Origin of the sequence: Faecalibacterium sp. An58, from assembly GCF_002161515.1 — a bacterium.
Classification (GTDB): Bacteria; Bacillota; Clostridia; order Oscillospirales; family Ruminococcaceae; genus Faecalibacterium; species Faecalibacterium avium.
In genome coordinates, this window is record NZ_NFHX01000004.1 from 26,459 (window position 1) to 52,176 (window position 25,718).

At 66.1% G+C, this 25,718-nt stretch carries 23 protein-coding genes and 1 other RNA gene; 17 read left to right on the top strand and 7 right to left on the bottom strand.

What is annotated here, in order from left to right; genetic code table 11:
• Positions 1-34 precede the first annotated feature (34 nt).
• Positions 35-679, bottom strand: a complete 645-nt coding sequence (locus tag B5G12_RS04880; RefSeq protein WP_204245658.1) for a phosphatase PAP2 family protein — start codon at positions 677-679, stop codon at positions 35-37.
• Between the two features lie 211 nt (positions 680-890).
• On the opposite strand from B5G12_RS04880, the gene B5G12_RS04885 reads away from it, so the two are divergent.
• From B5G12_RS04885 to B5G12_RS04910, 6 genes are all read left to right on the top strand, one after another.
• A complete protein-coding gene (locus tag B5G12_RS04885) occupies positions 891-1,736 on the top strand; it encodes a Cof-type HAD-IIB family hydrolase (protein ID WP_087324114.1) in 846 nt (281 codons plus the stop codon).
• Positions 1,733-2,644, top strand: coding sequence for an HAD hydrolase family protein (locus B5G12_RS04890; RefSeq protein ID WP_087324115.1), 912 nt, complete (start codon positions 1,733-1,735; stop codon positions 2,642-2,644). The genes B5G12_RS04885 and B5G12_RS04890 overlap by 4 nt, the downstream gene beginning before the upstream one ends.
• A 226-nt stretch (positions 2,645-2,870) precedes the next feature.
• Positions 2,871-3,839: a bifunctional 4-hydroxy-2-oxoglutarate aldolase/2-dehydro-3-deoxy-phosphogluconate aldolase gene (gene eda / locus B5G12_RS04895; protein ID WP_087228353.1), complete on the top strand. Its 969-nt coding sequence runs from the start codon at positions 2,871-2,873 to the stop codon at positions 3,837-3,839.
• 97 nt (positions 3,840-3,936) lie between these two features.
• Positions 3,937-4,962 (top strand): sugar kinase, encoded by a 1,026-nt coding sequence (locus tag B5G12_RS04900; protein ID WP_087324116.1) that lies wholly within the window; start codon positions 3,937-3,939, stop codon positions 4,960-4,962.
• Positions 4,963-4,986: 24 nt separating this feature from the next.
• A complete protein-coding gene (kduI, locus tag B5G12_RS04905) occupies positions 4,987-5,835 on the top strand; it encodes a 5-dehydro-4-deoxy-D-glucuronate isomerase (RefSeq protein WP_087324117.1) in 849 nt (282 codons plus the stop codon).
• Positions 5,836-5,977: 142 nt separating this feature from the next.
• Positions 5,978-6,778 carry a gluconate 5-dehydrogenase gene (locus B5G12_RS04910; RefSeq protein ID WP_087228356.1) on the top strand — a complete coding sequence of 267 codons (801 nt, stop codon included), beginning with the start codon at positions 5,978-5,980 and terminating at the stop codon, positions 6,776-6,778.
• Between the two features lie 68 nt (positions 6,779-6,846).
• On the opposite strand, the gene B5G12_RS04915 is transcribed toward B5G12_RS04910, so the two are convergent.
• Both B5G12_RS04915 and B5G12_RS04920 read right to left on the bottom strand, forming a co-directional pair.
• A complete protein-coding gene (locus tag B5G12_RS04915; RefSeq protein ID WP_087324118.1) occupies positions 6,847-8,175 on the bottom strand; it encodes an MATE family efflux transporter in 1,329 nt (442 codons plus the stop codon).
• Between the two features lie 34 nt (positions 8,176-8,209).
• A complete protein-coding gene (locus B5G12_RS04920; RefSeq protein ID WP_087324119.1) occupies positions 8,210-9,121 on the bottom strand; it encodes a PLP-dependent cysteine synthase family protein in 912 nt (303 codons plus the stop codon).
• 261 nt (positions 9,122-9,382) lie between these two features.
• Between B5G12_RS04920 and B5G12_RS04925 the strand changes: the two genes are divergently transcribed.
• The 8 genes from B5G12_RS04925 to uvrC all read left to right on the top strand — a co-directional run bounded on the left by B5G12_RS04925 (position 9,383) and on the right by uvrC (position 15,644).
• Positions 9,383-9,748, top strand: coding sequence for a sigma factor-like helix-turn-helix DNA-binding protein (locus B5G12_RS04925; protein ID WP_087228359.1), 366 nt, complete (start codon positions 9,383-9,385; stop codon positions 9,746-9,748).
• A 43-nt stretch (positions 9,749-9,791) separates the two neighbouring features.
• Entirely contained in the window at positions 9,792-11,132 is a 1,341-nt protein-coding gene (gene ffh / locus B5G12_RS04930; RefSeq protein WP_087228360.1) for a signal recognition particle protein, read from the top strand.
• 109 nt (positions 11,133-11,241) lie between these two features.
• Positions 11,242-11,484: a 30S ribosomal protein S16 gene (rpsP, locus tag B5G12_RS04935; protein ID WP_087228361.1), complete on the top strand. Its 243-nt coding sequence runs from the start codon at positions 11,242-11,244 to the stop codon at positions 11,482-11,484.
• Positions 11,485-11,499: 15 nt separating this feature from the next.
• The gene (locus B5G12_RS04940) at positions 11,500-11,733 is read left to right on the top strand and encodes a KH domain-containing protein (protein ID WP_087228362.1); all 234 of its coding nucleotides are present in this window, start codon (positions 11,500-11,502) and stop codon (positions 11,731-11,733) included.
• A 63-nt stretch (positions 11,734-11,796) separates the two neighbouring features.
• Positions 11,797-12,333, top strand: a complete 537-nt coding sequence (gene rimM / locus B5G12_RS04945) for a ribosome maturation factor RimM (protein ID WP_087228363.1) — start codon at positions 11,797-11,799, stop codon at positions 12,331-12,333.
• 2 nt (positions 12,334-12,335) lie between these two features.
• Positions 12,336-13,175 (top strand): tRNA (guanosine(37)-N1)-methyltransferase TrmD, encoded by an 840-nt coding sequence (gene trmD / locus B5G12_RS04950; protein WP_242955940.1) that lies wholly within the window; start codon positions 12,336-12,338, stop codon positions 13,173-13,175.
• A gap of 234 nt (positions 13,176-13,409) precedes the next feature.
• On the top strand, positions 13,410-13,673 hold the full coding sequence (locus B5G12_RS04955) for an HPr family phosphocarrier protein (RefSeq protein WP_087228364.1): 264 nt from the start codon (positions 13,410-13,412) through the stop codon (positions 13,671-13,673).
• Positions 13,674-13,802: 129 nt separating this feature from the next.
• Positions 13,803-15,644: an excinuclease ABC subunit UvrC gene (gene uvrC, locus B5G12_RS04960; RefSeq protein WP_087324120.1), complete on the top strand. Its 1,842-nt coding sequence runs from the start codon at positions 13,803-13,805 to the stop codon at positions 15,642-15,644.
• A gap of 53 nt (positions 15,645-15,697) precedes the next feature.
• Here the strand turns inward: uvrC and B5G12_RS04965 are convergent, their stop codons facing one another.
• From B5G12_RS04965 to B5G12_RS04975, 3 genes are all read right to left on the bottom strand, one after another.
• Positions 15,698-16,372 carry a thioredoxin domain-containing protein gene (locus B5G12_RS04965; protein ID WP_087324121.1) on the bottom strand — a complete coding sequence of 225 codons (675 nt, stop codon included), beginning with the start codon at positions 16,370-16,372 and terminating at the stop codon, positions 15,698-15,700.
• Positions 16,373-16,522: 150 nt separating this feature from the next.
• Positions 16,523-16,727: non-coding RNA, 6S RNA (gene ssrS, locus B5G12_RS04970), on the bottom strand.
• 28 nt (positions 16,728-16,755) lie between these two features.
• Positions 16,756-17,070, bottom strand: coding sequence for a DUF1292 domain-containing protein (locus B5G12_RS04975; RefSeq protein ID WP_087228367.1), 315 nt, complete (start codon positions 17,068-17,070; stop codon positions 16,756-16,758).
• 229 nt (positions 17,071-17,299) lie between these two features.
• On the opposite strand from B5G12_RS04975, the gene B5G12_RS04980 reads away from it, so the two are divergent.
• Positions 17,300-18,016: a peptidylprolyl isomerase gene (locus tag B5G12_RS04980; protein ID WP_087324122.1), complete on the top strand. Its 717-nt coding sequence runs from the start codon at positions 17,300-17,302 to the stop codon at positions 18,014-18,016.
• A 4-nt stretch (positions 18,017-18,020) separates the two neighbouring features.
• Here the strand turns inward: B5G12_RS04980 and ruvX are convergent, their stop codons facing one another.
• Entirely contained in the window at positions 18,021-18,452 is a 432-nt protein-coding gene (gene ruvX / locus B5G12_RS04985) for a Holliday junction resolvase RuvX (protein WP_087324123.1), read from the bottom strand.
• 102 nt (positions 18,453-18,554) lie between these two features.
• On the opposite strand from ruvX, the gene B5G12_RS15080 reads away from it, so the two are divergent.
• Both B5G12_RS15080 and B5G12_RS04995 read left to right on the top strand, forming a co-directional pair.
• The gene (locus B5G12_RS15080; protein ID WP_087324124.1) at positions 18,555-21,905 is read left to right on the top strand and encodes a PD-(D/E)XK nuclease family protein; all 3,351 of its coding nucleotides are present in this window, start codon (positions 18,555-18,557) and stop codon (positions 21,903-21,905) included.
• Positions 21,902-25,561, top strand: a complete 3,660-nt coding sequence (locus tag B5G12_RS04995; RefSeq protein ID WP_087324125.1) for a UvrD-helicase domain-containing protein — start codon at positions 21,902-21,904, stop codon at positions 25,559-25,561. Before B5G12_RS15080 ends, B5G12_RS04995 begins: the two co-directional genes overlap by 4 nt.
• Positions 25,562-25,718 lie beyond the last annotated feature (157 nt).

The following is a 25,718-nucleotide window of genomic DNA, read 5'->3' on the forward strand; positions in this document are numbered from 1 at the left end:
ATGGGCCATTTGTTCAAACTTTGACAATGAAATTTTACATTTTGGGGGCTGCGGCGGTTTTCCGGCGGCCGTAGAGGGGGTAATACCACACGGCCACCAGAGCCAGCCCGCAGACGACGTCGATGACCGAGTGCTGCTTGGTAAAAACGGTGGAGATGCAGATGAGCGCCGCCCAGCCGTAAGCCAGCGCCTTGCGCCAGGGACGGCCCGCGGCCAGCTTGCTCTTGGCGAAGGCCAGGGCCATGCAGCCCGAGCTCTGGCAGTGGATGGAGGGGCAGACGTTGTTGGAGGCGTCGGCCCGCCAGATCAGCTGCATCAGGTCCATGGCGATGTTGTCCCGGCCCACCTGTTCGGCGGTGGGGCGCAGGTCCACCCCGTTGGGCAGCAGCATATAGAGGATAAGGCAGAAGGTCATGCCCGAGAACATCATCAGGCACAGCTTGTCGTAGGCGGGGGTATCGTACCACCACAGCAGGGCCGTCACCGCGGCTAGCAGCACAAACCAGCTGCAATAGGGGAAGATGAACCACTCGCAGAAGGGGATCCGGTCGTCGAGGGGGCTGTGGATGATATAGGCAGGGTCGGTGATGGTCCAGTCCAGGGTGAAAAACCATACCAGGTAGATCACCCAGTACAGCTGGAACCAGAGATGGGGCCGAAGCCGGCATAGTTTCAGCATGGCGTACTCCTTACAATAAAAACACGGTGGCGCGCCCGGTCCGGCGGGCGCGGGTACCGTATCATTCTACCACATCCGCCGCCCTTGCGCAAACGGAGAAAGTACAGTAAAATAGTGGGGAGCGCCCCGCTTGCTCTGGGACGGCGCGCAAGGCGCCCCGGCGGCCTGTCTGCCGGGAACACAAAAACCATTGGGAAAATCGAGGCTTTTTATGGATACTTCACCCATTCGTCTGATCGCGGTGGACCTGGACGGCACCGTCCTGGACGACCGCAAACAGCTCACTCCGCGCACCCTCGAGGCCCTGCGGGCGGCCGGGAGGCAGGGGGTGCTGATCGTGCCCGCCACCGGCCGCACCCACGCCGGCCTGCCCCCCGAGCTGCTGGCACTGCCGGGGGTGCGCTACGCCATCACATCCAACGGGGCCCGTGTCATGGACCTGGCCGCCGGCAAGGCCCTGCGGGAACTGTACATCCCCCGGGGCACCGCCCTGGCCGCCTACGACGCCCTGTCCGCCTTTGACTGCATGACCGACCTGTTCCAGGACGGCCAGGGCTACACCACCCCCGCCAACCGGGCCGCTTCCTACCGCTTTGTGCCCGATAACCTCCGGGACTATGTCCTGAATACCCGCATCGCGCTGCCCGGCCTGCACAGCTTCATCGCCGGCCAGAAGCGGGGCATCGAAAAGCTGACCCTGTTCTTTCTGGAGGAGGCCGAGCGCCGGCGCGCCTGGACCGCCATGGAGGACCTGGGCCTGGAGGTGGTGTCCAGCCTGCCCCTCAACATGGAGCTGAACGCCCGCGGCGTCAACAAGGGCGCCGGGCTGCTGGCCCTGGCCGATGCGCTGGGCCTGCCGGTCTCGTCCCTGATGGCCTGCGGGGACGGCGGCAACGACACCGCCATGGTGCGGGCCGCAGGGCTGGGGGTGGCCATGGCCAACGCCTTCCCCGAGGTAAAGGAGGCCGCCGACTACATCACCGCATCCAACAACCAGGACGGCGTGGGCCGTGCCGTGGAAAAATTTGTGCTGGGCATGGAGGAGGAAACGCTATGAACACACCTGCCATCCAACTGGCCGCCCTGGACCTGGACGGCACCCTGCTGGACCGCACCAGCCGGATCACCCCCCGCACCCTGGACGCCATCGGCCAGGCGGTCCGCCGGGGGGTGGTGGTGCTGCCTGCCACCGGCCGGGGCCTGTCCGCCCTGCCCCGGGTGGCCGCCGCCCTCCCCGGGGTCCGCTACGCCATCACATCCAACGGCGCGGCGGTGTGGGACATGGGGGACGACCCCGCCGCCGCCATCCGCAGCTGCTACGGCGACCCCGGCCCCGAGCCGGTCAAGCAGCCGGTCTGCCTCCATTACAGCCCGCTGGCCCCCGCTACCGCCCGGGCCGTCTACGACCTGTTGGAGCGCTGCCAGGGGGAACTGAGCTATTTTGCGCACGGACGCACCTTCAAGACCCCCGCGGGCATGGCCTGGAGCAAGGCCCGGATGGCCCGGCTGCTCTCCACCGAGGCCAAGCAGGCGGATGACGGCCGGTTCACCGTCCTGCCCGACCTGCGCACCTATTTTGAGGCGCACGCCGGGGAGATCGAAAAGTTCTGCATGTTCTTTGATTCCCCGGCCGCCGCCCGGCAGATGCTGCCCCTGCTGGAGGCCATCCCCGGGGTGGAGGCCACCCAGGGCTCCCCCGACAACGTGGAGGCCACCGCCGCCGGCGTGAACAAGGGCTCCGCCCTGCTGGCCCTGGCCCGCAGCCTCGGCATCCCCCGGGAAGGGGTGCTGGCCGTCGGGGACAGCGAGAACGACCGCCGGATGCTGGAAGCCGCCGGGGTGGCCGCCGTCATGGCCAACGGGATGCCGTCCATCAAGGCCCTGGCCGACATCGTTTCCGACCGGGACTGCGACCACGACGGGGTGGCCGAGCTGTTTGACCGGCTGGGCCTGACGGGGATGTAAAGGCCGGTCCTCGTGCAGTTTTATGCAATGTATACAAGATGTGTTTACAAACATTGTGCTATGTGAGTATTACCAAACGGGCGTCCTTGGTTTATACTAGTAATATACAACAGTGTGCCTGGACAAGCCATGCCCATGGCTCCAGGGCGCTCCCGAAGGCCCCCTGCGGCGTTCCCGGGCGTCCTGGTCATACTGCGCAAGCCTGAAAGTAAAGGAGAATGCGTTTATGTTTACGAATCCTACCCTGGAGCGTGTTTACGAGATCGGCATTATCCCCGTCATCGCCTTCAACAGCGTGGACGAGGCCCTGCCCCTGTGCAAGGCCCTGTCGGACGGCGGCCTGCCCGCCGCCGAGGTCACCTTCCGCACCGCCTGCGCCGAGGAGTGCATCCGCCTGATCCACAAGGAGATGCCCGAGATGCTGCTGGGCGCCGGCACCGTGCTGACCAAGGAGCAGGTGGACCGCGCCATCGATGCGGGCGCCTCCTTCATCGTCGCTCCCGGCTTCGATCCCAACATCACCCAGTATGTCATTGACAAGGGCTGCCTGGCCATGCCCGGCACCGCCACCGCAGGCGAGATGCAGCAGGCCATGAACATGGGCTGCGAGGCCCTCAAGTTCTTCCCCGCCGAGGCCAACGGCGGCGTGGGGATGCTGAAGAACATCGGCGGCGCCCTCAAGACCGCCAAGTGGATGTGCACCGGCGGCGTCAACGCCAAGAACGTCAACGATTACCTGAACTACGACCAGATCTTTGCCGTGGGCGGCACCTGGATGTGCAAGAGCGACGTGATCAAGGCCGGCGAGTGGGACAAGATCACCTCGATGTGCAAAGAGGCCGTCGATACCATGCTGGGCCTCAAGCTGGTGCACGTGGGCATCAACACCGCCAACGAGGAGGAGGCCAAGTCCACCGCCAACGCCCTGGCCGCCCTGCTGAACATGAAGGTCACCCCGGGCAACTCCAGCATCTTTGTGGGCAACAAGGAGTTTGAGATCATGAAGAAGCCCGGCCGCGGCACCAACGGCCACATCGCCATCGGCACCAACAACGTGGACCGCGCCATCTACCACCTGAGCCGCCGCGGCGTCAAGTTCGACCTCGAGTCCAAGGGCGTCAAGAACGGCAAGACCATGTCCTGCTACATGGCAGACGAGATCGGCGGCTTTGCCATCCACCTGGTCAAGGTCTGATCCGTCCCCCTTTCCGCATTCTCCCGCCGGGGCCCGCGCCCTGCGGCGGGTCGTTTGAAGTCCATCCACAAACCATAGATTGAAGGAGAACAGTACAATGAAAGTCGTTACCTTTGGCGAACTGATGGTCCGTCTGCAGCCGTACAACTACGAGCGCTTCGTCCAGGCAAGCACCCTCGAGTTTACCTTTGGCGGCGGTGAGGCAAACGTTGCCGTTTCGCTGGCCAACTACGGCGTGGACGCCGCCTTCGTCACCAAGCTCCCCGCTCACGCCATTGGCCAGTGCGCCATCAACAGCCTGCGCCGCTACGGCGTGGATACCAGCATGATCGTCCGCGGCGGCGACCGTGTGGGCATCTACTACAACGAGAAGGGCGCTTCCCAGCGCGGCTCGGTCTGCATCTACGACCGCGCCAACAGCGCCATCCAGCTGGCCCAGCCCTCCGATTTCGACTGGGAGAAGATCTTTGAGGGCGTGGACTGGTTCCACTTCACCGGCATCACCCCGGCTCTGGGCGAGAACGTGGTGGAGATCTGCCGTCAGGCCTGCAAGGCCGCCAAGAAGGCCGGGGTCAAGATCAGCTGCGACCTGAACTACCGCGGCAAGCTGTGGACCCGTGAGCAGGCCCGCGCCGCCATGACCGACCTGTGCCAGTATGTGGATGTGTGCATCTCCAACGAGGAGGACGCCAAGGACGTGTTCGGCATCGAGGCCGAGGCCACCGATATCTACGGCGGCACCCTGAACCACGAGGGCTACAAGAGCGTGGCCAAGCAGCTGGCCGACAAGTTCCACTTCGAGAAGGTGGCCATCACCCTGCGTGAGAGCCACAGCGCCTCGGACAACGGCTGGAGCGCCATGCTGTACGATGCAGCCACCAACGAGTACTGCTTCTCCAAGAAATATGAGCTGCGCATCATCGACCGCGTGGGCGGCGGCGACAGCTTCGGCGGCGGTCTGATCTACGCTCTGCTGAACGGCAAGAGCACCCAGGATGCCGTGGAGTTCGCCGTGGCGGCTTCCGCCCTGAAGCACTCCATCGAGGGCGACTACAACATGGTCACCGTCTCCGAGGTGGAGAAGCTGGCCGGCGGCGACGGCTCCGGCCGGATCCAGCGCTGAGCTGCGTTCCACAGGAGGCAGAAGATGGAGATCCGTTATTCCTGCAACCAGAAGGACTTCAAGCGCTACACCACCGAGGAAATGCGGGACGAAATGCTCATCACCGGCCTGTACAAGGCGGATGAGGTGGTGGCCGTTTACAGCCATGTGGACCGGATGGTCACCCTGGGCTGTATGCCGGTGCACGAGGTGGTGCCCATCGACAAGGGCATCGACGTGTGGGCCAATTTCGGCACCCACTATTTCCTGGAGCGCCGCGAGATCGGTATGTTCAACATCGGCAAGGGTTCCACCGGCATCGTGATGGTGGACGGCGTCCGGTACGAGCTGGGCTACAAGGACTGCCTGTACATCACCCAGGGCACCCGGGAGGTCACCTTTGCGTCGGCCGACCCCGCCTGCCCCGCCAAGTTCTACATGGTGTCGGCCCCGGCCCACTGTGCCTATGAGACCCGCCTGATCAAGATGGCGGACGCCAACCACCGGCCGCTGGGCAGCACCGAGACCTGCAACAAGCGCACCATCAACCAGTTCATCCACCCCGACGTGCTCAGGACCTGCCAGCTGAGCATGGGTATGACCGAGCTGGAGCCCGGCTCCAACTGGAATACCATGCCCAGCCACACCCACGAGCGCCGGATGGAGATCTACACCTATTTTGAGCTGCCCGAGGGGCAGGTGGTCTTCCATATGTGCGGCGAGCCCACCCAGACCCGCCACATCGTCATGCACAACGAGGACGCTGTCATCAGCCCCTCCTGGAGCATCCACAGCGGCGTGGGCACCTCGAACTACACCTTCATCTGGGCTATGGGCGGCGAGAACATGGAGTTCGACGACATGGACAACATCGCCACCACCGACCTGCGCTGAGCCCCGGCGCCGGACAGGCCGTAACTTTGGATGACAAGGCCCCGCATCTGGTCCACTGGGCCGGGGGCGGGGCCTTTTGTTCAGGCTGTAACTAGGATACAACATAGGATACATCTGTGCATCGGATAGAAAGGAGCTTCCCATGGAACTTTCTGCATTTGACCTCCACGGCAAGGTCGCCCTGATCACCGGCGGCGCCCACGGCATCGGCTTTTCCATCGCGGAGGGGATGGCCCGCTGCGGGGCCAAGGTCTGCTTCAACTGCTCGTCCCAGTCCAGCTATGAGAAAGGCGTGGCCGCCTACCAGGCCGCCGGCATCGACGCCCACGGCTACATCGCAGACGTCACCGACTGGGCGGCGGTGCAGGCCATGGTGGCCCGGATCAAGCAGGATGTGGGCCCGGTGGATATCCTGGTGAACAACGCCGGCATCATCCAGCGCAAGCCCATGCTGGAGACCGACACCGAGGATTTCAGGAAGGTGCTGGACGTCCACATCGTGGGCGCGTTCAACTGCTCCAAGGCGGTGCTGCCCGACATGATCCAGAAGCGGGCGGGCAAGATCATCAACATCTGCTCGATGATGAGCGAGCTGGGCCGCGAGACCGTCTCGGGCTATGCGGCGGCCAAGGGCGGCCTGAAGATGCTGACCAAGAACATCGCCTCGGAGTTCGGCGGGTACAACATCCAGTGCAACGGCATGGGCCCCGGCTACATCGCCACCCCCCAGACCGCGCCTTTGCGTGAGCGCCAGCCCGACGGCAGCCGCAGCCCCTTCGACGCCTTCATCATCTCCAAGACCCCGGCCGGCCGCTGGGGCGAGGCCGAGGATATGGTGGGCCCCTGCGTCTTTTTGGCGTCGGACGCCTCCAACTTCGTCAACGGCCAGATCCTCTATGCCGACGGCGGCATCCTGGCCTACCTGGGCCATCAGCCCCAGTAAACCATACCCGTAAAAAGCAAAGCCCCCGTCTCTCTTTGAGGAGAGGCGGGGGTTTTTGCGCCGGCTGGTCAGAATTCGCCGTCCTTCATGAGACGCGCCAGCAGGGGCAGCTCGTAGATCAGCATACAGACCCAGCCCACGGCGTAGCTCCAGGGCAGGGCCTCGATGTCCATATGGAATACAAAGACGAACAGGGCCGCCGCAGCCACCCGTCCGCCCATGTTCAGCAGGCTGCTGTTGAGGGTGACCTGCAGCCGCTCCACCCCGCGGAAGCCGCCCTGGATGCCGTTGGTGGCCGAGGGCAGCAGATAGAACAGGGACACCAGCCGCAAAAAGCGCACCCCCAGCCCGATCACTTCGGGCTCGTCCACAAAGAGGCGCATGATGGGCTCGGCCCCCAAAAAGCAGACTGCCATGATGAGCAGGCCGTACACCGCCTCGATGCGCATCCCGGCAAAGAAGCCCTGCCGGACCCGGTCCCGCTGGCCGGCGCCCCGGTTCTGGGCCATCAGAGTGGTCATGGCGTGGCCGATGTTCTGTTGGGGGGTATAGGCAAAGTCGTCCACCCGGCTGGCCGCCGTGAAGGCCGCCATGGCGCTGACCCCCATGGTGTTCACCACAGCCTGGATGGTGATCTTCCCCAGCTGGACGGTGGCCTGCTGCATGGCGCTGGTCCAGCCGTACCGGACGGTCTGGCGCAGCATGGAAGGCTCGAACACCAGCCACTTGCGCCCCAGACAGAGCACCGGCACCCGGCGCCGGATGTAGACGGCGCAGCACAGGCAGCACAGCGCCTCACTGAGGACGGTGGACAGGGCCGCGCCCCGCACCCCCCAGTCCAGGACCGCCACGCACAGCAGGTCTCCAAAGACGTTGAGCAGGGCGCTGAGCATCAGGAAATACAGGGCGCTTTTGCTGTCGCCCAGGGCCCGCAGGGTGGCCGCCAGGAAGTTGTAAAAGAAGGTGAAGATCAGCCCTGCGAACACCACCTGCAAATAGGCCACCGCGATGGGGAGCACTTCGTCGGGCACCTGCATCAGCCGCAGCAGAGGGGTGGCCAGCAGGATGCACAACAGCGAGAAGGCCAGGGAGAAGGCCCCGCCTGCAATGGCGGTGGTGGATACCTGCTTTTCCAGCCGGTCGGTGTCCTGGGCGCCAAAGGCGTTGCTCACCAGGATGCCCGCCCCCAGGCACATCCCGTTGATAAAGAGGATGGCCAGGGTCATCAGGGGGTTGGAGGTGCCTACGGCGGCCAGGGCGTCCTCGCCCACAAAGCGCCCCACGATGACGCTGTCGGCGGCGTTGTAGGTGAGCTGGAACAGGTTGCCCAGCACCAGGGGGATGGTGAATCGGACCAGCAGCGGGGTGATGGGCCCGCTGGTCATGTTGTGGGTCATGCAAAACGCTTCTTTCTGTTTGGATTTGGCAGGTTCAGGCGAGAAGGCCGGTCCGGCCGGGAATCAGGCAGAGGGCGGCCCGGCTGCGGCCCTGGGCCAGGAACCGTGCCGCCGCCGCGATGGCAGCCCCGCCGCTGGGCGAGGCGGGCACGGCGTCGGTCAGCAGGACGGTGCGGGCGGCCCGGGCGGCCTCGGCGCTGGTGACGGCGGCGATCTTGTCCACGACGTAGGGGTTGTAGTTGTCGGGCACCAGGCCAAAGCCCATGTCGGGGATGCCGTGCTGCCCGATGAAACCGCCCCCCAGGGCCTGGCATTCATAGGGCTCCACCGCGATGATCTGTACGTCGTTGGTCCAGGCCTTGATGCATTCGCCCACCCCGGTGATGGTCCCGCCGCTGCCCACGCTGACCGCAATGGCGTCCACCAGGCTTTCCCCCTCCCGCACGATGGCCTGGGCAATGGCCGGGCCGGTCACGCGGCGGTGGTATTCGGGGTTGTCGTCGCAGGCCAGCCAGTCCGTGTAGTACCAGCCCCGCTTTCCGGCCCAGGTGCGCGCCAGGTCCCGTGCGCCTGCCGGCCCCTCCCGCGCCGGGGAAAAGAGCAGCTGCGCCCCCAGCTCCGACAGCAGTTCCTGGCGGCCGGCGGGGGTGTTGTCGGGCATGGCCAGACAGACCGGGTGGCCGCTGGTCCGGCCCGCCAGGGCCAGGGCGGTCGCAAAGGCGCCGCTGCCCGCTTCGATCAGGGTCTGGCCGGGCGCCAGTACCCCGCGCTGGGCGGCCAGGGCCAGCATCCCTTCGGCCAGGCCGTCCCGGGCGGTGCCGGTGGGGCCGCTGTAATCCAGGCAGGCATACAGCTTGCCGGGCAGCTTGCAGGCGCAGGCGTAGCCCCGCAGCTCCACGATGGGCCCGGGGGCGATGCTCTGGTAGATGTTGGGGTAGACGGTCATGGCTGCGGCTCCTTTCTGTGAGGGATACATCATGCGGGATCTACCTTATCCTAACGCAAAGCGGGCCGCCCGTCAAGCGGGCAGGGGAAGGGGGAACCATGTGCACAAAAATCAGAGCAAAAAATCTCTTTCTTCCACAAAAAAGATGTCCCTTTCCGGTTGACAGCCGGCCGCAAGTCTGGTATAATCATCTGCGTCCGTAAAGCAAAATGCCTTTACAAAGACGCTGGAGGGAGAGCGGTGGCGTCAAAGAATCTGGAGATGGGCTACCTGCTGGACTTTTACGGCGAGGTGCTGACAGACAAACAGCGGGAGATGATGTCCCAGTATTACCACGACGATCTGTCGCTGAGCGAGATCGGGGAGAACTTTGGCATCACCCGCCAGGGCGCCCGGGACGCCATCAAGCACGGGGAGAGCGCCCTGCTGGAGCTGGAGCAGAAAGTCGGGTTCGCGGCCCGCTACCGCCGGGTGCAGCAGACGCTGGAGCAGCTGGAACAGCTGGTCATCGACGCCCGGTTCGAGTGCACCGGCCCCCACGCCCGCCTGACCACCAGCGAGTATGTCAAGACCCTCAACAAGATCCTGGCCCTGCTGCGGTCGATCGATGAGGTGAACGAGAGCTGAACCGGGCCGCGGCCTGCGGACCTGGTAGAAAGGACAGCCGAACATGGCATTTCAATCCCTATCCGAGCGCCTTGCCGGCGTGTTCAAAAAGCTGAAAGGACACGGCAAGCTCACCGAGGCCGACATCAAGGCCGCCATGCGGGAAGTGCGCATGGCCCTGCTGGAGGCCGACGTCAACTATAAGGTGGCCCGGGACTTCTGCAACAAGGTGTCCGAGCGCGCCATGGGCCAGGAGGTCATGGAGAGCCTGACCCCGGCCCAGCAGGTGGTCAAGATCGTCAACGAGGAGCTGACCGCTCTGATGGGCGGCGAGGAAGCCCCCCGCCTGAACATCAAGAACAAGGGCCAGACCGTCCTGATGCTGTGCGGCCTGCAGGGCAACGGCAAGACCACCCACGCCGCCAAGCTGGCCAAGTACTACATCAAGCAGGGCCGCCGGCCTCTGCTGGTGGCCTGCGACATCTACCGCCCCGCTGCCATCGAGCAGCTGAAGGTGGTGGGCGGCCAGGCCGGCGCCCAGGTGTTCACCCTGGAGGGAGCCAAGCCCCCCGAGATCGCCCGCAAAGCCCTGGCCCACGCCCGCGACTATGGCAACGACATCGTCATCCTGGATACGGCCGGCCGCCTGCAGATCGACGAAGTGCTGATGGACGAGCTGGTGGACATCAAGAAGGCGGTCCCGGTGGACGAGACGCTGCTGGTGGTGGACGCCATGGCCGGCCAGGACGCGGTGAACGTGGCCCAGACCTTCAATGAGAAGGTCGGGGTGGACGGGATCATCCTCACCAAGACCGACGGCGATACCCGGGGCGGCGCAGCCCTGTCGGTGCTGGCTGTCACCGGCAAGCCCATCAAGTTCCAGGGCACCGGCGAAAAGCTGGACGACCTGGAACCCTTCCATCCCTCCCGGATGGCCAGCCGCATTTTGGGCATGGGCGATGTGCTGAGCCTGATCGAAAAGGCCCAGGAGGCCGCCGACGAGAAGGTCGCAGAGGAGACCGCCCGCCGGATGATGGAAAACAAGTTCGATATGAACGACCTGCTGGCCCAGTTCGCCCAGATCCGCAAGATGGGCGGCGCCTCGGCCATGCTGAGTATGCTGCCCGGCGGGGCCAACATCGACCCCAGCCAGGTGGACGAGAAGGGCTTTGCCCAGATCGAGGCCATCATCTACTCGATGACCAAGGAGGAGCGGGAAAAGCCCTCCATCATCAACCCCAAGCGCAAGCGCCGCATCGCGGCAGGCAGCGGCACCCGGGTGGAAGACGTCAACCGGCTGCTGCGCCAGTATGAGACCATGCAGAAGCTGATGAAGCAGATGCGCAAAAGCCCCAAGGGCTTTGCCCGGAGGCTGGGCGGCATGCTGGGCGGCCTGCGCGGCTGAGAACGATCAAGGTACAAATCCAACCGCCCCGGCGGCATGGCTTTGGCATAGAATCACACGCCCCCGACCCGGGCGGCGTACAATCCAATGTTCAGGAGGAAAATTTATTATGGCAGTGAAGATCAGACTGCGCCGTATGGGCGCCAAGAAGTCCCCGTTCTACCGTGTGGTGGTGGCTGACAGCCGCTTCCCCCGCGACGGCCGTTTCATCGAGGAGATCGGCACCTACAACCCCATGCGTGACCCCGCCGAGATCAACATCGACGCCGAGAAGGCCAAGGCATGGATCGCCAACGGCGCCCAGCCCACCGATACCGTCCGCTACCTGCTCAAGAAGTCTGAGATTCTGTAAGCGGAGGGCGGTCACATGCAGGAGCTGTTGCTGACAGTAGCCCGCGGCCTGGTTGAGGACAAGGATGCCGTCACCGTAACGGTGGATCCCCCTCGTGAGGATGGCACCGTCGTCTACCACCTGCGGGTGGCAGAGGGTGACATGGGCCGCGTCATCGGCAAGCAGGGCCGGATCGCCAAGGCCATTCGCGTGGTCATGCGCGCCGCCGCCGTGCGGGTCGATGAGAAGATCCTTGTGGAGATCGACTGAACCGCTTTTCTGGGCCGTCCGCCGCTTTGGGCCGGGCGGCCCCTTTTTTGCAAAGGAGTAACTATGCAGCAGTATCTGGAAGCCGGCCGGGTGGTCACCACCCACGGCGTCAGGGGCGAAGTAAAGATGGAACTGTGGTGCGACGGGGTGGACTTCCTGCGGCCCGCAGGCAAGCTGTATCTGTCCCCGGCGGGAGGCCGCAGCCTGGCCATCGAGAGCATCCGCCCCCAGGGCCGGATGGCCCTGGTCAAGTTTGCGGGGGTGGATGACATGGACGCCGCCCGGGCGCTGCGGGGCCAGGCCTTCTATTTTGACCGGGACGATGTGCAGCTGGCCCCCGGCCGGTGGTATGTGGCCGACCTGATCGGCTGCGAGGTGCGGGATGCGGACACCGGCAAGGTATACGGCGTGGTCACCGGGGTGGACCGCCCGGGTCCCCAGGACATCTATACCGTCAAGGCGCCCAATGGCAAGGAGTATATGTTCCCCGGGGTGGATGCCTTTTTGAAGGAGCGCAACCCGCCCGAGGGCTATATCACGGTGACGCCCATCCCCGGCCTGCTGGATGACGGCACGGTGAGCGAGCGGGAGGACGGCTGACCATGGGGATGCGCGTGGACATTGCGACCCTGTTTCCCGAGATGTGCCAGCGGGTGCTGGATGAGAGCATTTTGGGCCGGGCCGCCCGGCGGGGGCACATCGAGACCCACTGTCACCAGATCCGGGATTACACCCTCAACCGTCAGAAACAGACCGACGACTATCCCTACGGGGGCGGCTGCGGGATGGTGCTGTACGCCCAGCCCATTGCCGACTGCATCCGGGAGATTCGGCGGCAGGTGGAACAGCAGGGCCGCCCCGCCCCGCATATCGTGTTTATGACGGCGGGAGGCCAGCGCTACACCGAGGAGCACGCCCGCCGCCTGGCCCAATACGACAGCCTGCTTTTGGTGTGCGGCCACTATGAGGGGATCGACGAGCGGGTGATCGAGGCGTTTGCCGACGAGGAGATCTCGATCGGGGACTATATCCTCACCGGCGGCGAGCTGGCCAGCCTGGTGGTGGCCGACAGCGTGCTGCGGCTGCAGCCGGGGGTGCTGGCCGAGCAGAAGGGCTACGAGGAGGAGAGCTACTGGAACGGCCTGCTGGAGTACCCCCAGTACACCCGGCCCGAGGTGTGGGAGGGCCGCGCTGTGCCTCCCATCCTCCTCAGCGGCAACCACAAGGCGGTGGACGACTGGCGGGCCGAACAGAGCCGCCAGCGCACCCGCCAGCGCCGGCCCGACCTGTGGGAAGCTTATCTGGCGGCCGGCGGCTGGGACGGCACCCCGCTGCCCAAAAAGCCCTCCCGCCGGCGCAGAAAGAAGCTTGCAGAAGAGCCTCTTTTGCCCGGAACGGACGGCGGACAGACCCCGCCCGACGCCCCGCAGAAAGAGGAATGAACCCCCTTGCCTGTCTGAACGTGTTGAAAACTTTTGTATGTACAACCAATAGCAATGGATATGTTTTATGAAAAGGGTACAAATTGTAAAAAATGTCCCTGTTTGGATTGGGAAAACCGCCAAAATTCCAAAAAAGGCTGTACAACCATGTCCCCTTGCGATAAAATAAGAAAAGACAGCAGGTGTTAATGCATTGCATCATTCCATTACGACAATAGATAGGAGCGTTTTACTATGTATGTAAAAGAAGTTACCGTTGAAAATCAGGTCGGTCTGCATGCACGCCCCGCCACCTTCTTTATCCAGAAGGCCAATGAGTTCAAGTCCTCAATCTGGGTCGAGAAGGAAGAGCGCCGTGTGAATGCAAAGAGCCTGCTGGGTGTGCTCTCGCTGGGCATCGTGGGTGGCACCACCATCCGCATCATTGCCGACGGCGCAGATGAGCAGGCCGCTGTGGAGGCTCTGATCAAGCTGGTGGAGTCCGGCTTTGCAGAGTAAGCGGCATTTTGCTGGATCGGATTTGAGGGACGATCGAAGGACCTCTATCTCGTTGGAGGGTTTTCAGATGCACCCTTGGGGCGGACGCAGGTTCCGCCCTTTTTGTTTGCCCGTACAGGAGGTGAGACGATGACCAAAGCGGAGCTGTACCAAAAGGCCTGTATGCTGCCTTTGCTGCCGGGGGTGTATATCATCCGGGACAAGGCCGATACCATCATCTACATCGGCAAGGCCAAGCGGCTGCGCACCCGGGTCAGCCAGTATTTCCGGGAGGGCGTGCCCCATGACAACAAGGTCAGCCAGATGATCGCCCATGCCTTCAGCTTTGACGTGATCGTCTGCCAGAGCGAGTTTGAAGCCCTGGTGCTGGAGGCCAGCCAGATCAAGGCCCATACCCCCAAATACAACATCCTGCTGAAGGATGACAAGGGCTATTCCTATATCAAGGTGACCAAAGAGGACTGGCCCCGGCTGTCCTTCACCCTGCAGAAAGAGGAGGACGGGGCCGAGTACATCGGGCCGTATACCTCCAGCTTTGCCGCCCGCGAGATGGCCGAGAGCGCCCAGGACGCCTTTCTGCTGCCCCGGTGCAGCCGCCGTTTCCCACAGGACATCGGCAAGGGGCGGCCCTGCCTCAACGCCCACATCGGCAAGTGCATGGGGGTGTGCAGCGGCAAGATCAGCTGTGAGGCGTACAACCAGGCGGTGAAAGGGGCGGTGCACCTGATCCGCTACGGCAAAAAGGACATCCTCAAGACGCTGACCCGCCGGATGGAGGAGGCCTCCGAGCGGCTGGAGTTCGAGACGGCCGCCCTGCTGCGGGACCAGATCGCCGCCATCACCAAGGTGACCGAAGGGCAGAAGGTGGTGGTGGACGAGGAACTGGAGATGGACGTGGTGGCCCTGGCAGGCACCCCGGACAGCGTCTGCGCGGCCGTGCTGCGCTACCGCCGCGGCCGCCTGACCGACAAGCGGGAATTTGTGTTCCACGACCGGTCGGACACCGACGGGGTGCGGGAGGAATTCCTGCCCCGCTATTACCTGGATGACGAGGAGATCCCGCGGATCATCGCGGTGGACGCCCTCCCCGCCGACGCCGACGCCCTGCGCCAGGTCCTGAGCCAGAAGCGGGGCAGCGAGGTGCAGCTGTACCAGCCCCAGCGGGGGGACAAGGCCCGCCTGGTGGAGATGGCCCACACCAACGCGGTGGAGCGGCTGGCCCGGGAACGGGGCCGCACCGCCCGGGAACAGAAGCTGCTGGACGAGCTTGCCCAGGTGCTGGGGCTGCCGGCTGCGCCCCGCCGCATCGAGAGCTACGACATCTCCAACTGGGGGGACGGCACCAGCGTCTGCGGCATGGTGGTGTTCCGGGACGGCAAGCCCAGCAAGGCCGATTACCGCCGGTTCCGGATGCGGACGGTGGCGGGCACCGACGACTACGCCTCCCTGGCCGAGACATTGAGCCGCCGGGCCGGGGAATACCAGACCCGCACCGGGGCAGGGGAGAGCACCGGCTTTGCCGAGAAGCCCGACCTGCTGCTGATGGACGGCGGCCGGGGCCAGGTGAACGCCGCCCGGGCGGCCCTGGCCGGCACTGCGCTGGCCGATGTGCCCCTCTACGGCATGGTCAAGGATGACCACCACCGCACCCGGGCCATCGTGGACGGGGATGGCCGGGAGATCGCCATCCAGATGAACCGGGGAACCTTCACCTTCATCACCTCCATCCAGGACGAGACCCACCGCTTTGCCAACGCCTACCGCAAGCAGCAGATGCGCCAAAAGAGCTACTCCTCCACCCTGGTGCAGATCCCGGGGGTGGGGCCCAAACTGGCCAAGGCGCTGATGACGCAGTTCGGCAGCGTGGGGGCGGTGCGCCAGGCCAGCTGCGAGGCCCTGGCCCAGACCCCCGGCGTGGGCCCCAGGCTGGCCGGGGAGATCTACGCCTGGTTCCGCCGGGAAGAAACCTGACAAACAAAAACCGCCCGGACGCATTGGCATCCGGGCGGGATCTTTTTGCGGGGTCAGTCGAACAGCTTGGACAGGGCGTCCTCCTCTTCCTCCAGGCTGCCGGCCAGGTCGGGCAGGGTGAGGGTCTCGTCCGAGTGGGGGCCGGCCTTGGCCTTTTGGGGGGCCTGCTGGGCCTTGCGGGTCAGCTCGCACACCTCGTCGCAGAGGGTGTAAATGGCCCCGCAGTCCCCGGGCATATCGGTCAGGTTGCGCCCGTAGTGGGTGAACAGGATGGCCCCTTCCTCCCCCAGCACCAGGGTCAGCGGGAGCAGCTGGGGGGCCTTGTGGTCGTAGCGCATCCCCTTGGCCTGGGCGCTGCGCAGGATGCGCTGGGCCTCAAAGCTCCAGTTCAGCAGGCCGGCGGTCTCCACCCCCATAAAGTTGTACAGCACCCCCGGCTGGTCGCAGATGAGGTCGAAGGGCAGCTGCCGGCCCTCCAGGGCCTGGGCCACCTGACGGGGCCCGCTGCGCACCACGCAGGCCAGCTTGACCCCTTTCAGGTCGTCCAGGGTCTTGAGGTAGCGGGAGATGTAGGTGCGGGTGATGGGATGGTCGAATGCGGGCAGGAAGATCATGGCCAGAGGCTTGTCCCCGGCGCACAGCCGGTAAAAGTCGTTGCCGGGGGACGAGGGGGTGTCGTAGGTGAAACGTGGGATGGAAGTCCCCACCAGGTGGTCTTCGGTCCGCATACTGCACACATCCTTTCCGGTTTTCGGGCCAGGATGCATCTGAAAACGACCGCCGTTCGGCAGGTCTTCCCCCTATGCTGCATTTTCAGATACACCCCGGCAAGGGGGGAAACAAAAAAGCCGGACCAAGAGTCCGGCTGTTATCATAAAAAAGATCCCGCCCGGTCGTCTGCGGATGAATCAAACCTACCCTTACGGACAGGTGGGTGCCCTGCCAATGGTTTCATGCTCCCGCATCGATCCTCCAGGGTGGACCCTGACGGGGCGGTCTGCAATCCCCCACCGGACTCCAGGCTCCCGATGGATGATTAGTAGGATCATATATTCCGCAACAAATCGTGCCGGGCAGGATACTGCCGGTTTGGGGGCCGGCCCGCAAAGGGTCAGCCGATGTCGAAGTTGTCGCTCAGCCGCTTTTCGAACAGAGCGCCCACTTCCATCAAGGTCTCGTCGTCATCGACCACGTCCAGGTACTCGCCTTCGGCGTCCTTGCCAACGCTCAGGATCACCAGCTGGGCGTCCTCGTCCAGGTCTTCTTCGTCCTCGACGTATTCGACGACGGCCAGATAATGCACGCCCTTGTGGTCCAGCGCGTCGATCACCTCAAAGGTGATCTCGTTGCCGTCCTCGTCCTGCAATGTCATCAGGTCGGGCTGGTATGCATTTTCTTCCTGAGGGATCTTGTTTTCGTCTGCCATCGGTATAACTCCAGTCTGTTTCACATCTGGGGGCCGGTGCAGGCCCTCGTCTTGCCTATAGTGTAGCGTTTTTTTGCCGCCTCGTCAAGATGCTAAATCAGGAAAAAGCGTTTTTTGCAGTTTTCACTTCTCTTCCCTCGCCTGGCGGGCGGTTCTGTGGTATACTGAACGGTGAACCCCATGCCCGCCCGGCGGGTATGGTATAGGATATGATACAAGGAGAAGCAATATGTCTGGTAAATTCAAACGGGCCGCGCTGGTCCTGGCGGCGGCCCTGGCCCTTGCGCTGGCCGGATGCCTGGGGGGCGGCGCGCCCTCCGGCGACGGTGTCAGCCGCCCCGAAGCGGTCCAGTCGGCCGAACTGCAGTTCACCCACCCTGCGGCGGGGGATACGGTGGCTGTGTTCGATACGTCGGCGGGGGTGTTCCGGGCGGTGCTGTTTCCCCAGCAGGCGCCCCAGGCCTGCGCCAACTTTGTGGGCCTGGCGCAGGCGGGCTATTACAACGGCCTGACCTTTACCCGGGTGGAACAGGGCTTTGTGGTGGAGGCCGGCCAGGCCGCCGACGGCAGCGCCACCACCATCTGGAACGGCAGCGGCTATCCCGCCGAGTATACCGACCAGCTGCACCACTATTCGGGCGCCCTGTGCGCCGCCATGAGCGAGGAGGGCCAGGGGGCCAGCGTCTTTTACGTCATGCAGACCGCCCCGGGCCTGGAACAGGAGCTGGCCGATCGGATGGCGGCCCAGGGCTGGCGGCAGGAGATCATCGACGCCTACGCCGCCGCCGGGGGCGCGCCTTATCTGGACTACACCGACACCGTCTTTGGCCAGGTGTACGAGGGGATGGACGTGGTGGACGCCATCGGCGCCGCCCAGGTGGACGAGGCCCTGGCGCCTGTGGAAGCCATCACCATCCACAGCGTCACCATCGAGACCTACCAGTGACCGGTCACTGTTCGCCGGGATGGTTTTTGCGCCAGGCCAGGTAATTTTCCAGGATCACCGAGGCGCTCACCGCATCCAGCATGGCCTTGCGCTTTTTGCCGAAGGTGCCGCTCTCGCTCAGAAAGCCTGCGGCGGTGATGGTGGTCTGCCGCTCGTCCCACATACGGACGGGCAGGCCGCTGGCCTGCTCCACCAGGGCGGCCAGCTTGCGGCTTTTCTGGGCGCGGGCCCCCTCGGTGCCGTCCATGTTCCGGGGCAGCCCCACCACGATCAGTTCGGCGCGGTTGTCCCGGGCGGCCTGGCAGATCCGGTCGGCCACCTTGGCCATGGCCTTTTCCTCGATCTGGGGCTTGAGAGGTGTGGCCAGGATCTCGCCGGGGTCGCACACCGCAAGACCGGTGCGGCTGTCGCCGTAATCCACTGCTAAGATTTTCATACAAACGCTCCTTTGCTTTTGCTTTACAGGCTCATTCTACCATATTCCCGGTCCAGAGCGCAATGGGGCGTATTTTTTCTGTACAAAGGAGGGAGTCGATCCATGCTGAAACTGGTCCTGGGAGGCTCCGGCAGCGGCAAGACCAGCTGGCTGTACGATCAGCTGGCCCAGCGGGCGGCCCAGGGGCAGCCCAGCATCCTGCTGGTGCCGGAGCAGTTCACCTCGTCCACCGAAGGGCGCATCTACCGCCAGCTGGGGGATCGGGGCTCGGGCTGGGTGGAGAGTTTTTCCTTCACCAGCCTGGCCGAACGGATCCTCTCGGAGGAGGGGGGCGCGGCCATCCAGACCCTCACCGACGCGGGGCGGGTGGCCCTGGTGCGCCGCGCCCTGGAGGAGCTGCAGGACAACGTCCGTTTTTATTACCGCCACCGGCATTCGGCCGCCTTCTGCCAGCTGGCCGCCGAGACCATCGACGAGCTCAAGAGCGCCGGCGTGACGGGGGAGGAGCTGGCCCGGCTGGCCGGAGGCTGCGGCCCCGAGAGCGGCCGCCTGTCCGAGCTGGCCATGATCTACCAGGGCTATGAGACCCTGCTGGCCCAGACCGGCATGGACCCCTCCGACCGGATCAAGCTGGCCGCCCAGCGGCTGGAAGCCGCCCTGGCCCAGGGGCGGGTGCCCGCTTTCCTGGAGGGCCGGGCGGTCTTTATCGACGAGTTCGATACCTTCAACGCCCCCAAACAGCAGCTGATGGGGGCCATGCTGGCCGCCCTGCCCCAGGTGACGGTGGCCCTGTGCGACGACGGCGCGCCCGCCCGGCCGGGGGATCTGGGGCTGTTCGCGGGGGCCAAGGCGGTGGGCGCCCAGCTGCGCCGTCTGGCCCGGAAAAACGGGGCCGAGGTGGCGGCGCCCCTGCTGCTGCGCCGGGACCTGCGCCATCGGGATGCCCCCGGGCTGGCCCGGCTGGAACAGCTTTTGGCCGCCGGCAGCTGCGACCCCGGCCCGGCGGCGGAGATCCGGCTGTACGCCGCCCCCAGCCGGGAGGAGGAAGCCCGGGCCGCCGCGGGCGCCATCCGCCGCCTGATGGCCCAGGGGGTGCGCTGCGGCAAGATCGCGGTGGTCTGCCGGGACCTGGACCACTACCGGGCCGCCGTCCGGTACGAGTTCCGGATGGCGGAGATCCCCCTCTGGTGCGATGAGGCCACCACCCCGGCGTTCAGCGCCCCGGCAGCGGCGGTCACCGCCCTGCTGGAACTGGTCCGGGGCGCGGACTACACCGAACAGCTGTCCGCCCTGGTCAAGACCGGCCTGACCGGCCTGACTGAGGCCCAGGTGTGCGCACTGGAGAACTACGCCTATACCTGGTCCCCCCGGGCCGCCGAGTGGCGGCAGCCCTTCACCAAGAGCCCCCGGGGCTTTGGGGGCGGCGAGCTGACCGAAGAAGAACGGCAGGCCCTGCACGACGCCGAGGAGGCCCGCGCTTTCCTGATGGGGCCGCTGGAGACCCTGCGCAGCCGCTGCCGGGAGGCCGGCGCGGAACAGATCAGCCGGGCGCTGTGGTTCTGCCTGGACGGGCTGGGGGCCGAACAGGCCCAGCAGGAGCAGGTGGAAGCCCTGCGCGCCGCCCGCGGCATCCCCGCCGCCGAGGAGGCCGCCCGGGAGTGGAACGTGGTGATGGACCTGCTGGACCAGATGGCCCGGCTGCTGGGGGACGAGACGGTCCCGCCCGCCGAATACGCCGAACTGTTCGGCCTGCTGCTGCGCTCGTCCGATCTGGGGCACATCCCCCAGACTCTGGACGCAGTGATGCTGGCCCCGGCGGGCAAGATGCGGCTGGACCAGCCCGACTACGTCTTTGTGCTGGGGGTGGCGGAAGGGGAATTCCCCGCCGCGCCGGGCCAGACCGGCCTGCTGACCCATGCCGACCGGGACGCCCTGATGCGCCAGCAGGTGGACCTGCCCGACTGCTTTGAGAACCGGGTGGTCCGGGAACAGGTCTGCTTTTACAAGGCCATGACCGCCCCCGCCAAAGGGCTGTGGATCAGCTGGCCCGAGGGGGCCGGACTGACGCTGTCGGCGGCGGCCCAGCCCATCGCCGACCTGCTGGCCCCGCCCCCGCCCGACCTGACGCTGCTGGATATGGCGGCCACCCCGGGCAGCGCGCTGGACTGTCTGGGGGGCGGCTGGACCCTCACCGGGACCCAGCGCTCCAGCCTGACCCGGGCTCTGGAGGGGGAGGGCGGACCGGGCCTGGCCCTGCTGGACCGGATGGCCCAAAACCCGCCCCACCATCTGGAGGACCTGGAGGCCCTGGGCAGCCTGCTGGGGCGGCAGCTGTGGATCTCGCCCAGCCAGATGGAAGCCTACGCCAACTGTCCGTATGGATATTTTCTGCGGTATGTGCTGGGGCTGCGGCCCCGCAAAAAGGCCCGTCTCACGGCGGACCAGAGCGGCACGCTGATGCACTGGGTGCTCCAGATGGCCCTGGACCCCGACCCCGGCCCCGACAACCCCTGCAAAGGGGTCATGCCGGCCCCCTTTGCCCGGCTGACCGACAGCCAGCTGGCCGCCCTGGCGGCCGGCCTGGTGGACGAGTACGCCCGGCGCTTCCTGCCCGAGAACACCGCCCGGCTGCGGTATCTGCTGTCCCGGCTGAAAAAGAGCATGGCCGCCCTGCTGTGCTATCTGCGGGACGAGCAGGCCCAGAGCAGCTTTGCTCCCGCCGCCTGTGAGCTGAAGATCGGCCCGGAGCCCGACGCGGTCCGGCCGCAGGTCTACCGCCTGTCGGATGGGCGCACCGTCCGGCTGGTCGGCACGGTGGACCGGGCCGACGAGTGGGTGGAGGACGACGGCACCCGCTGGGTGCGAGTGGTGGACTACAAGACCGGGACCAGGAAGCTGGACCTGAAAGAGGTCTATTGCGGGCTGGACTGCCAGATGCTGCTGTATCTGTTCAGCCTGACCCGGGACAGCAAAGGCCGCTTTGCCGGGGCGGAGCCGGCGGGGGTGCTGTACCTGCTGGCCGATCCCAACCCCGCCACCACCGCCCGGGCGGCGGCCGGGCAGGCGGCGCCCTGCCAGCTGGACGGCCTGGTGCGGGACGACGAAAAGCTCTTTGAGGCGATGGACCCGGGCAAGACCGGGCGGTATCTGCCCTTTGGCTGGGTGAACGGCAAGCCCAGCCCCTATCAGAAAAACCGCCGGGCCGACGCGGACAAGCTGGGCCGCATCCAGGCCCATCTGGACGGTCTGGTGACCGGCATGGGGGAGCGGCTGTGCCACGGCGCGATCGAGGCCGCCCCCCTGATCTCGGGGCGCACCCCCTGCCAGTGGTGCGACTACGGCTTTATCTGCTGCCACGAGGCGGGCAGCGGGGAGCGTCTGGTCCGGGAGCTGGCCCCCGAACGCCCCTTTGAGGCGGAACCGGAGACCAGCGGGAAGGAGGAACAGCCATGAGTACGACCAACTGGACCCCGGCCCAGCGGGCCGCCATCGAGGACCGGGGCGGAGGATTGCTGGTCAGCGCGGCGGCGGGCAGCGGCAAGACCGCCGTCCTCACCGAGCGGGCGGTGCGGCTCATCACCGACCCGGCAAAGCCGGTGGACGCCGACCGTCTGCTGATCGTTACCTTTACCAATGCGGCCGCCGCCGAACTGCGGGCCCGCATCGGGGAAAAACTGCTGCGCCTGAGCCGGGAGGACCCGTCCAACGGCTGGCTGCGCCGCCAGCGGGTGCTGCTGCAGCGCGCCCCCATCTGCACCATCGACGCATTCTGTCTGGACCTGCTGCGGCGCCACTTTGAAGCTCTGGACATCCCCCCCGACTTCATCCCGGCCGACGCGGGCAGCGTCCAGATGCTGCGGGAGGCCGCCCTGGCCGACACCCTGGAGTGCGCCTGCCAGGACCCGGACTTCTGCGCCTTTGCGGACCTGTACGGCAAGGGCCGCAGCGACGACGCGGCGGGCCGTGCCATCCTGCAGGTCTACGATTTCCTGCGGGCCCTGCCCGACTACGACCGGGAGATCGACCGGATGCTGGAGCCCTGGCAGCGGGAAAACAGTTTCCCCGCATCCCGGTGGCACGATCTGCTGCTGGAACAGGCGGCCCGGCGGGCGAAGGCAGCCTGCGGATTGCTGGATGCCGCCAGGACCGACTGCCAGCTGGACCTGGCGGAGGAGCGGGCCCGGGCGGAAGAAAGCAAAAAGACCGCCGCCGCACGGGCCGCGGCGGCAGCCAAGGTGAACGACCGGTTTGCCGAGCCTCTGGAGCGGCTGGAGACCGCCCTGACGCTGCTGCGGCGGGTGGAAGCGCTGGCCCGGGAAAGGGCCTGGGAGCCTCTGTACGACCTGCTGACCCCCTATGTGCTGGGGGCGGAGCCGATGCCCGGGTTCAAGGGGATGAAGGCGAGGCTGGCCGGCCCCCGCAAGTCGGCGGTCAGGACCCGGGCGGGGGAGGCTGCCGGCCTGTTTGAGGAGATCCTGGACCTGATCCCCTGCAGCGAGGCGGAAGCGGAGGCGGACCGGGCCCTGGCGGCCCCCCGGCTGGCCGCCCTCTTTCGGGCGGTGCGGGATTTCGACGCCCGCTTTGCCGCCAAAAAGAAGGAGCGCAAGCTGCTGGAGTTCAGCGATTTCGAGCACCTGGCCCTCAAGCTGCTGCGCGGGGCCGACGGCCGGCCTACTGCCCTGTGCCAGGGACTGCGGGCCGGCTTTGGGGCGGTGATGGTGGACGAATACCAGGACACCAACGCCTTGCAGGACGCCCTGTACTCCTGCCTGGCCGCCCCCGGCGGCAGCAACCTGTTCCTGGTGGGGGACCTCAAACAGAGCATCTACCGGTTCCGCCAGGCCGACCCGGCCATCTTCCGGGAAAAGCTGGAGAGCTGGCCCCCGCTGCCCGGCGGGCAGGCCCGGCCCGCGCTGCCGGACGGGAGCGCCGGGCAAAACGCCATGCTGGCCCTGGACGCCAACTTCCGCTCGGCCCCGGCGGTGGTGGAGGGGGTCAACTTCTTCTTTGAACAGCTGATGAGCCCCGATCTGGGGGACACCGCCTATGGACCGGGCCAGCGGCTGGTCTGCGGGGCCCCGGGTCAGTACCAGGGGGCGGTGGAAGCCTGCCTTCTGCCCGACGACGAGCAGGAGACGGACGCCGCCTGGATCGCCGCCCGGATCCAAGCTCTGGTGGCCGAAAAGGCCCCAGTGCGGGACAAGGACGGCACGCGCCCGGTGCAGTACGAGGACTGCTGCATCCTGCTGGCGGCCCGCACCAGCTTCCCGGTGTACACCCGGGCGCTGGCCCAGCGGGGCATCCCGGTGTACGCCGATGCCCGGGAGAACCTGTTTGAAGCGCCCCACATCCGGCCCCTGGTGGCGCTGCTCAAGATCATCGACAACCCTGCCCAGGACATCTGCCTGGCGGCGGCCATGCTGGGGCCGGTGTTTGGCTTCACCGACGACGAGCTGGTGCGGCTGCGGGCCCGCAGGAAAGGGGGCAGCCTGTACGGCGCGGTGGTGGCTGCCGCGTCGGAGGAGGGGGACGACCCCTTCACCGGCCGGGTGAAGCGGTTTTACACCCATCTGACCGAGCTGCGGCGGCTGGCCCGCAGCCTGCCCGCCGAGCGTCTGCTGGAGGAGATCTTTGCGTCCACCGGCTATCTGGCGGCCCTGGGCGCGATGGAAAACGGCCAGCGCCGCCGGGAGGACGCCCGCCGGTTTGCCATCTTCTGCGCCGGAGCGGGGGCCGGGGGCATCTCGGCCCTGGTGCGGGCCATCGACGCGGCCAGCGCCGCCGGGGGCGAGACAGGGGACACCACTCCCGGCGCGGCCCGGCCGGGGTGCGTCACCATCATGACCATCCACCGCTCCAAGGGCCTGCAGTTCCCGGTGGTGTTCCTGGCGGATACGGCACGCCGCTTCAATGCCGCCGACCTGCGGGAGCCGGTGCTGCTGCACCGGGTATGGGGCGCCGGGCTGCGGCTGCGCCAGGAAGGGGGAGAGCTGTACAAGACCGCCCCCTATACCGCCCTGGCCGCCGTCCATGAGCGGGAGATGCGCAGCGAGCAGATGCGCCTTTTGTATGTGGCCCTGACCCGGGCCCAGGACCGTCTGATCCTCACCATGCCGCTGGGCGTCAGCCGCACCTCCAACCCGCTGGAAAAGGCTGCGGCCTTTTTGGCGGCAGGGGCGGGGCAGGTGCTGTACAGCCAGTGCAATTCCTTCGGGGCGTGGCTGCGGGCGGCGCTGCTGGTCCATCCCAACGGCGGCCCGCTGCGGCGGCTGGCGGGGGACCTCCAGCTGCCCTTTGTCCGCACCGGGAGCACCCTGACCCTCTGTCTGCCCGACGCGGCCCAGCCGCCCGAAGCGATCGAACCGCCCGCTGCGGCCCCCGCCGACCCGGCGCTGGTGGAAGCCCTGCGGGCAAACTTTGCCTGGCAGTACCCGGCGGCGGGACTGGCGGAGGTGCCGGCCAAGGTCAGCGTCACCAGCATCGTCCACAAGGCGGGGGAAGTCACCCTGGAGCGGCCCGCCTTCCTGTCCAGGGACGGCCTGTCCGCCGCCGAGATGGGCTCTGCCCTGCACGCCTTTCTGGAGCACGCCGATTTTGCCGCACTGGCCGCCCCGGCCCGGCAGGGCGGCGCTGCCCTGGAACAGGCCCTGGCCGACGAACGGGACCGCCAGGCTGCCGCCCGCCTGACCACCCCCCAGATCGCCCAGAAGCTGGATCTGGGCCGGCTGGCCCGGTTCTTTGGAGGAGAGGCGTTCCGGCGGGTGCTGGGGGCCCGGCAGGTGCTGCGGGAATACGATTTCATCACGGCGCTGCCCGCCGCCGCCGTGCTGGCGGCCCAGGGACAAAGCCCCGAAGAAATGCCCCCCGCCGCCAAAGGGGAGCAGGTGCTGGTGCAGGGCATCGCCGATATCCTGCTGGTGTTTGAGGACCATCTGGAGCTGCTGGACTACAAGACCGACCGGGGCAAGACCGAGGCGGACTTCCTGGCGGCCTACCGGCCCCAGCTCAACCTCTATGCGCTGGCCATCGAAAAGCGCTTTGCCCCCAAAAAGGTCACCTACAAGGGGATCTATTCCTTCAGCCTGGGCAGGCTGATCGACGCGAACTGAAACAAAAAAGCCGCCCGCGGAGTGTTCCGCCGGCGGCTTTCTTTAGGGTGTATCTGAGAAGTCAAAAATGCTGAACCATTCGCCAGAAAGGTGTAGATGCAAGGCGCATGAGCGCTGCACTCCTTTGTGGAATGCAAGCGAATGCAACGCGGCAGAT

Bases quoted from the DNA above. Each gene is read 5' to 3' on its own strand.
- ffh (WP_087228360.1), top strand. From the start codon at position 9,792: ATGGCATTTCAATCCCTATCCGAGCGCCTTGCCGGCGTGTTCAAAAAG.
- eda (WP_087228353.1), top strand. From the start codon at position 2,871: ATGTTTACGAATCCTACCCTGGAGCGTGTTTACGAGATCGGCATTATC.
- B5G12_RS04995 (WP_087324125.1), top strand. From the start codon at position 21,902: ATGAGTACGACCAACTGGACCCCGGCCCAGCGGGCCGCCATCGAGGAC.
- kduI (WP_087324117.1), top strand. From the start codon at position 4,987: ATGGAGATCCGTTATTCCTGCAACCAGAAGGACTTCAAGCGCTACACC.
- B5G12_RS04940 (WP_087228362.1), top strand. From the start codon at position 11,500: ATGCAGGAGCTGTTGCTGACAGTAGCCCGCGGCCTGGTTGAGGACAAG.
- B5G12_RS04880 (WP_204245658.1), bottom strand. From the start codon at position 679: ATGCTGAAACTATGCCGGCTTCGGCCCCATCTCTGGTTCCAGCTGTAC.
- B5G12_RS04900 (WP_087324116.1), top strand. From the start codon at position 3,937: ATGAAAGTCGTTACCTTTGGCGAACTGATGGTCCGTCTGCAGCCGTAC.
- B5G12_RS04920 (WP_087324119.1), bottom strand. From the start codon at position 9,121: ATGACCGTCTACCCCAACATCTACCAGAGCATCGCCCCCGGGCCCATC.
- uvrC (WP_087324120.1), top strand. From the start codon at position 13,803: ATGACCAAAGCGGAGCTGTACCAAAAGGCCTGTATGCTGCCTTTGCTG.
- ruvX (WP_087324123.1), bottom strand. From the start codon at position 18,452: ATGAAAATCTTAGCAGTGGATTACGGCGACAGCCGCACCGGTCTTGCG.
- B5G12_RS04885 (WP_087324114.1), top strand. From the start codon at position 891: ATGGATACTTCACCCATTCGTCTGATCGCGGTGGACCTGGACGGCACC.
- trmD (WP_242955940.1), top strand. From the start codon at position 12,336: ATGGGGATGCGCGTGGACATTGCGACCCTGTTTCCCGAGATGTGCCAG.
- B5G12_RS04955 (WP_087228364.1), top strand. From the start codon at position 13,410: ATGTATGTAAAAGAAGTTACCGTTGAAAATCAGGTCGGTCTGCATGCA.
- B5G12_RS15080 (WP_087324124.1), top strand. From the start codon at position 18,555: ATGCTGAAACTGGTCCTGGGAGGCTCCGGCAGCGGCAAGACCAGCTGG.
- B5G12_RS04910 (WP_087228356.1), top strand. From the start codon at position 5,978: ATGGAACTTTCTGCATTTGACCTCCACGGCAAGGTCGCCCTGATCACC.
- B5G12_RS04980 (WP_087324122.1), top strand. From the start codon at position 17,300: ATGTCTGGTAAATTCAAACGGGCCGCGCTGGTCCTGGCGGCGGCCCTG.
- B5G12_RS04975 (WP_087228367.1), bottom strand. From the start codon at position 17,070: ATGGCAGACGAAAACAAGATCCCTCAGGAAGAAAATGCATACCAGCCC.
- B5G12_RS04925 (WP_087228359.1), top strand. From the start codon at position 9,383: ATGGGCTACCTGCTGGACTTTTACGGCGAGGTGCTGACAGACAAACAG.
- rimM (WP_087228363.1), top strand. From the start codon at position 11,797: ATGCAGCAGTATCTGGAAGCCGGCCGGGTGGTCACCACCCACGGCGTC.
- B5G12_RS04915 (WP_087324118.1), bottom strand. From the start codon at position 8,175: ATGACCCACAACATGACCAGCGGGCCCATCACCCCGCTGCTGGTCCGA.
- B5G12_RS04890 (WP_087324115.1), top strand. From the start codon at position 1,733: ATGAACACACCTGCCATCCAACTGGCCGCCCTGGACCTGGACGGCACC.
- rpsP (WP_087228361.1), top strand. From the start codon at position 11,242: ATGGCAGTGAAGATCAGACTGCGCCGTATGGGCGCCAAGAAGTCCCCG.
- B5G12_RS04965 (WP_087324121.1), bottom strand. From the start codon at position 16,372: ATGCGGACCGAAGACCACCTGGTGGGGACTTCCATCCCACGTTTCACC.